The organism is Sphingopyxis sp. (assembly GCF_036402335.1).
GTDB lineage: Bacteria > Pseudomonadota > Alphaproteobacteria > Sphingomonadales > Sphingomonadaceae > Sphingopyxis.
Map to the genome: position 1 here is coordinate 1 of NZ_DASWTD010000404.1, position 4,852 is coordinate 4,852.

Here is a 4,852-nt window from a genome sequence, read left to right on the forward strand (position 1 = left end):
AGAGCGGATGTCGAACCCGCCCGCCTTCGTACCCTTGGCATAGGAGGCATAGAGCATCAAATCATCGGTCGCGTCGAACTGGACATTAACCATCGGATTGAAGCTGTCTTCGCTCAATTTGCCCGAGATATTGTGGGCCTCGATATTGAGAGCACGGAACACCGCCGCAACCGTAGCCGCCGGAAGGGTGTTGAGTGGTCCTTGGACGATGGCGAGCGTACGCCGGCCTTTTTTCTTCTCATGATTGAAACGCGCGCCCGCAGTGAGGCGGAAGCGTTCGCTGAGCGAAATTTCGCCTTGCGCGAAGGCCGAAATCAGGTCCGATTTCTGGTCATAGTCACGGTCGTTCCGTGTATCGCCAACCACACTCAACGGTGCCGGAAGACTGAAGAAGGTCGAGTTGAACCGGGTGAAGTCCTGCACGTCGAGCTTGGCATGCTGGTAATAGACGCCCGCGATATAGTTGAACGTCTCGCCGCCCGGCGAGGTCAGGCGGAGTTCCTGGCTGAACTGGCGATAATCTTCGCGCAGGTTAGTGCCGTCGAGGAAACTGATCCCCGAGAAATCGACGTCGACGATCTCGCGCGTCTTATAGTCGAGCAGCGACGAGACCGACGTCAGCGTGTGCTCGCCGACTTCGAGGTCGGCGTTAAGCGTAGCACCGAACACCTTGTTCTTGCTCTCATATCCATTGTCCTCGCGGACATAATCAGGATCTGTGCTGACGAAGAACGGCCCCTGGAACACCGTGTTATAATTGCCGACCGCCCCGAACACGTCGCGTGGCTGCCCCTTCATTTCGAAGTCGGCATATTCGAGCTTCAGTTCGGCGGCGAACGGCCCGCCGCGATCGAGTTCGAGCTTGCCGCGGAAATAATATTCGTCGACGTTCGGTTCGTCGCGGTCGAGCTTCTGGTTGTAGAAATAGCCGTCCATCGAACGGTGATAGCCGACGACGCGCGCCTCGACGCCTTCGCTAAGCGGCCCCGACAGAACGCCGGTGAGCTGGAATTCCTTGTGGTTGAATTCATAGAGGCCGCTGACCGAGCCTTCGAACTCGTCGGTCGGGCTGCGCGTCGTGATGTTCACTGCGCCCGCGATCGCATTTTTCCCGAACAAGGTCGGCTGCGGCCCGCGCAGCACTTCGACGCGTTCCATATCGACGAGCGGCAGGCGCGAGAGCTGGTCGCGGCCGTAATAGACGCCGTCGACGAACATCGCGACCGACTGTTCGAAGCCCTTGTTATCGCCCGAGGCGATGCCGCGGATCGCGATGCGGTTGGCGATCGCGGTCTGGGTGATCTTGAGGTTGGGGACCGAAGACGAAATCTGTTCGAGGTTGGTCTGACCGTAACTTTCGACCTGCTTGCCGCTGACCGCCGAAATCGAGATCGGCACGTCCGACAGGCCTTCGGCGCGTTTTTGCGCGGTCACGATGATTTCCTCGAGCCCGCCCTGATCTTCCGTGGGCGCCGCGTCCTGTGCAAAGGCAGCGGCGGGGCTGGCAAGCGCCGATGCAGCGAGCAGCGCGACGAAATGCGTCTTCATGAACTCTCTCCCTCCCACCATCGTCGGGTTCGCCCCGCGATGTTTTTCTGGCCTTGCGACTCTTATCGTCTTTAAGTATCGTTATGCAAGTCAGATAATTCGGGAGAACATAACAGTGCCGAAAAACGGCCTTCCTCCGGCGTTAACCCGCAATTTGCGGTTGCCGGCCATCGCCGCGCCGATGTTCCTTGTCTCGGGTCCCGAGATGGTGATTGCCGCATCGCGCTCGGGGGTGATCGGCAGTTTTCCGGCGCCCAACGCGCGCACGTCGGCCGACCTTGAAGATTGGGTGAGCCGGATCGATGCGGCATTGTCAAACGATCCCGAAGCCGCTGCCTGGGCGGTGAATCTTGTCGTCCATCCGTCGAATAGCCGTCTTCAAGAGGATCTCGCCTGTGTCGTTCGGCATAAGGTGCCGCTCGTCATCACCGCGCTCGGCAGCCCTGCGCGGGTGGTCGAAGAAATCCATAGCTATGGAGGGCTCGTCTTCGCCGACGTCAATTCGGTGGGCTTCGCACGCAAGGCTGCGGCGGCCGGAGTCGACGGATTGGTGCTCGTCGCCGCGGGTGCCGGCGGGCATACCGGTGCTACTGCGGGTTTCGCCTTCGTTGAGGAGGTACGTCAGTTCTGGGACGGGCCGCTCGTGCTCGGCGGAGCAATCTCGACCGGCCATGCTGTCCGCGCCGCGGAGATATTGGGTGCCGACCTCGCCTATCTCGGCACGTCGTTGATTGCCTGCGCCGAGAGCATGGCGGTGCCGGGGTACAAGGAGATGGTGGTTGCAGCGGGCGCCGAGGATATCATTCCTTCCAAAGGCATCACCGGTGTGACCGCCAACTGGCTGAAATCCAGTCTGATTGCTGCTGGCTACGACCCGGCTAACATGCCCCAGGACAAGCGCCCGAACTTCTCGGACGCGCAGGACGACGCGAAGGCGTGGAAGAATGTCTGGTCCGCGGGCCAAGGCGTCGGCGCGGTTCGCGGCATCGAGCCCGTTGCCGCCATCGTCGACCGCCTCGTTTCCGAATATGATGCGGCCGCAACGCGCCCGCGCTTTGCCGCCGCCGAAGGAGTCCCCGCATGACCGCACAGCTCGTCGACACGATCCGGACCACGATCCAGCCGAACGACCATCCCTATATGAAAGACGCCTGGCGCCCGACCTATAATGAATGGAACGCGATCTTCGTGAACGGCGATGCCGAGGTGATCGGCAATATCCCGACCGACATCGACGGCGTCTATGTGCGCACCGGCGAGAACCAGATCCACGAGCCGATCGGCCGCTACCACCCCTTTGACGGCGACGGCTTTATCCACGCGATCTCATTCAAGGACGGCCGCGCGAGCTATCGCAGCCGCTTCGTGCGCACCAAGGGCTTCGAGGCCGAGAAGGAAGCCGGTCGCTCGCTGTGGGCGGGGCTGATGGAGCCGCCGCACAAGTCGACGCGCCACGGCTGGGGGGCGCAGGAGTGGCTGAAGGATTCATCCTCGACCGACGTCGCGATCCATGCCGGCCGGATCATCTCGACCTTCTACCAGTGCGGCGAAGCGTACCGGCTCGACCCCTTCACGCTCGAACAGTTCGGTACCGAGAGCTGGGTGCCGCTCGACGGGATTTCGGCGCATTGCAAGGTCGACCTCGCGACCGGCGAGCTTATGTTCTTCAATTACTCGAAGCACGCGCCTTACATGCATTATGGCGTCGTCGGCGCGGACAACAAGCTGAAGCACTATATCCCGGTGCCGCTCGCCGGGCCGCGGCTGCCGCACGACATGGCGTTCACGAAGAATTACACGATCCTCAACGACATGCCGCTCTATTGGAACGAGGAATTGCTCGAGCGGAACCTGCACGTCGTCCAGTTCCATCCCGACGAAAAGACGCGCTTCGCGATCATCCCGCGCCATGGAAACCCTGAGGATATCCGCTGGTTTACAGCCGAGCCGACCTACACGCTTCACTGGCTGAACGCGTGGGAGGAAGGCGATGAGATCATCCTCGACGGCTATTATCAGGAAGAGCCGATGCCGAAATCCTATCCGAACGCGCCCGAGGGGCTCGAACGGATGATGGCCTATCTCGATCAGGGGCTGCTCAAGCCGCGCCTCCATCGCTGGCGCTTCAACCTCAAGACCGGAAAGACGATCGAACAAAGGCTCGACGAGCGCGACCTCGAATTCGGCATGTTCAACCACCGCTATGCGGGCAAGCCCTATCGCTACGCCTATAGCGCGATCCCCGAACCCGGCTGGTTCCTGTTCCGCGGGCTCGTCAAGCACGACCTCAATGCCGGAACGAGCGAGGACTATGAATTCGGCCCCGGCCGCTTCGGCAGCGAAGCGCCCTTCGCGCCGCGCATCGATGCCAAGGACGAGGACGACGGCTATCTCGTCTCCTTCATCGCCGACCTCGAAACTGACACCAGCGAATGCGTGCTGATCGACGCGAAAAATGTCGCGGCGGGGCCCGTGTGCCGGATCATCCTGCCCGAACGCATCTGCTCGGGCACGCATACCGTCTGGGCGAGCGGCGACGATATCGGCATGGGCGCCAACAGCGTGCTGGCCGCCTGAGATGATCGCCGCAGGAGAGGACAAACGGCGACAGCACCGGGAAAGCGGCTGGTGGGGCGACAAGACCTTTGCCGACCTGTTTTTCGCCAACGCCGTGGCGCATCCCGACCGGCTGGCGCTGGTCGATGCACCCAATCGCGGCGATTTCGCTTTCGGTGAGCCGCAACGGTTGAGCTACGCCGAACTCGAGGCCGAGATCGACCGGATCGCCGGCGCGTTGGTCAAGGCGGGGATCGGCAAGGATGACGTGCTGCTCGTCCAGCTTCCGAACATCAGTGAGTTCGTTGCGCTCTATTTCGCGGCGGCGCAGATCGGCGCGATCGTCAGCCCGGCGGCGGTGCAATATCGCAGCCATGAGCTGAAGGGCATGATCGGCGTCGTCGAGCCCAAGGCGTTTGTGTGCGCGACGACGGTCAAAGGATGCGACCATGTCGGCGTTGCGCAGCCGTTGCTGGATGGCATCGCGCTGATGACCTTCGGCCCGAATCCGCCCGAAGGCGCACTCGACCTCTCGACCGTCCGCGGCGACGAGCGGGCTCTCGCCGCGCATGTTGCCGCAAACCCGGTCGACGCCGACGATATCTTCACCATCTGCTGGACCTCGGGCACCACCGGCGTTCCCAAGGGCGTGCCGCGCAGCCACAATCACTGGATCGCGGTCGCGGGCGCAGGATATGAGGCGATGAAGGTCGGACCGGGCGATATCCTGCTCAACCCCTTCCCGCTG

Annotated in this window: 4 protein-coding genes; 3 read left to right on the forward strand and 1 reads right to left on the reverse strand. The window is 62.1% G+C overall.

Annotated features, from left to right (window positions below):
* Positions 1-1,548: TonB-dependent receptor (locus tag VGD20_RS13015; protein WP_331134856.1), on the reverse strand; the 1,548-nt coding region annotated here is incomplete at its 3' end.
* A gap of 154 nt (positions 1,549-1,702) precedes the next feature.
* Between VGD20_RS13015 and VGD20_RS13020 the strand changes: the two genes are divergently transcribed.
* The 3 genes from VGD20_RS13020 to VGD20_RS13030 form a co-directional block, all read left to right on the forward strand.
* The gene (locus tag VGD20_RS13020) at positions 1,703-2,632 is read left to right on the forward strand and encodes a nitronate monooxygenase (RefSeq protein ID WP_331134857.1); all 930 of its coding nucleotides are present in this window, start codon (positions 1,703-1,705) and stop codon (positions 2,630-2,632) included.
* Positions 2,629-4,125, forward strand: coding sequence for a carotenoid oxygenase family protein (locus VGD20_RS13025; protein ID WP_331134858.1), 1,497 nt, complete (start codon positions 2,629-2,631; stop codon positions 4,123-4,125). The genes VGD20_RS13020 and VGD20_RS13025 overlap by 4 nt, the downstream gene beginning before the upstream one ends.
* Before the next feature lies 1 nt (position 4,126).
* On the forward strand, positions 4,127-4,852 hold a 726-nt coding region (locus tag VGD20_RS13030), incomplete at its 3' end, for an AMP-binding protein (protein WP_331134859.1).

Coding starts and splice junctions, on each gene's coding strand:
- VGD20_RS13025 (WP_331134858.1), top strand. CDS start 2,629: ATGACCGCACAGCTCGTCGACACGATCCGGACCACGATCCAGCCGAAC.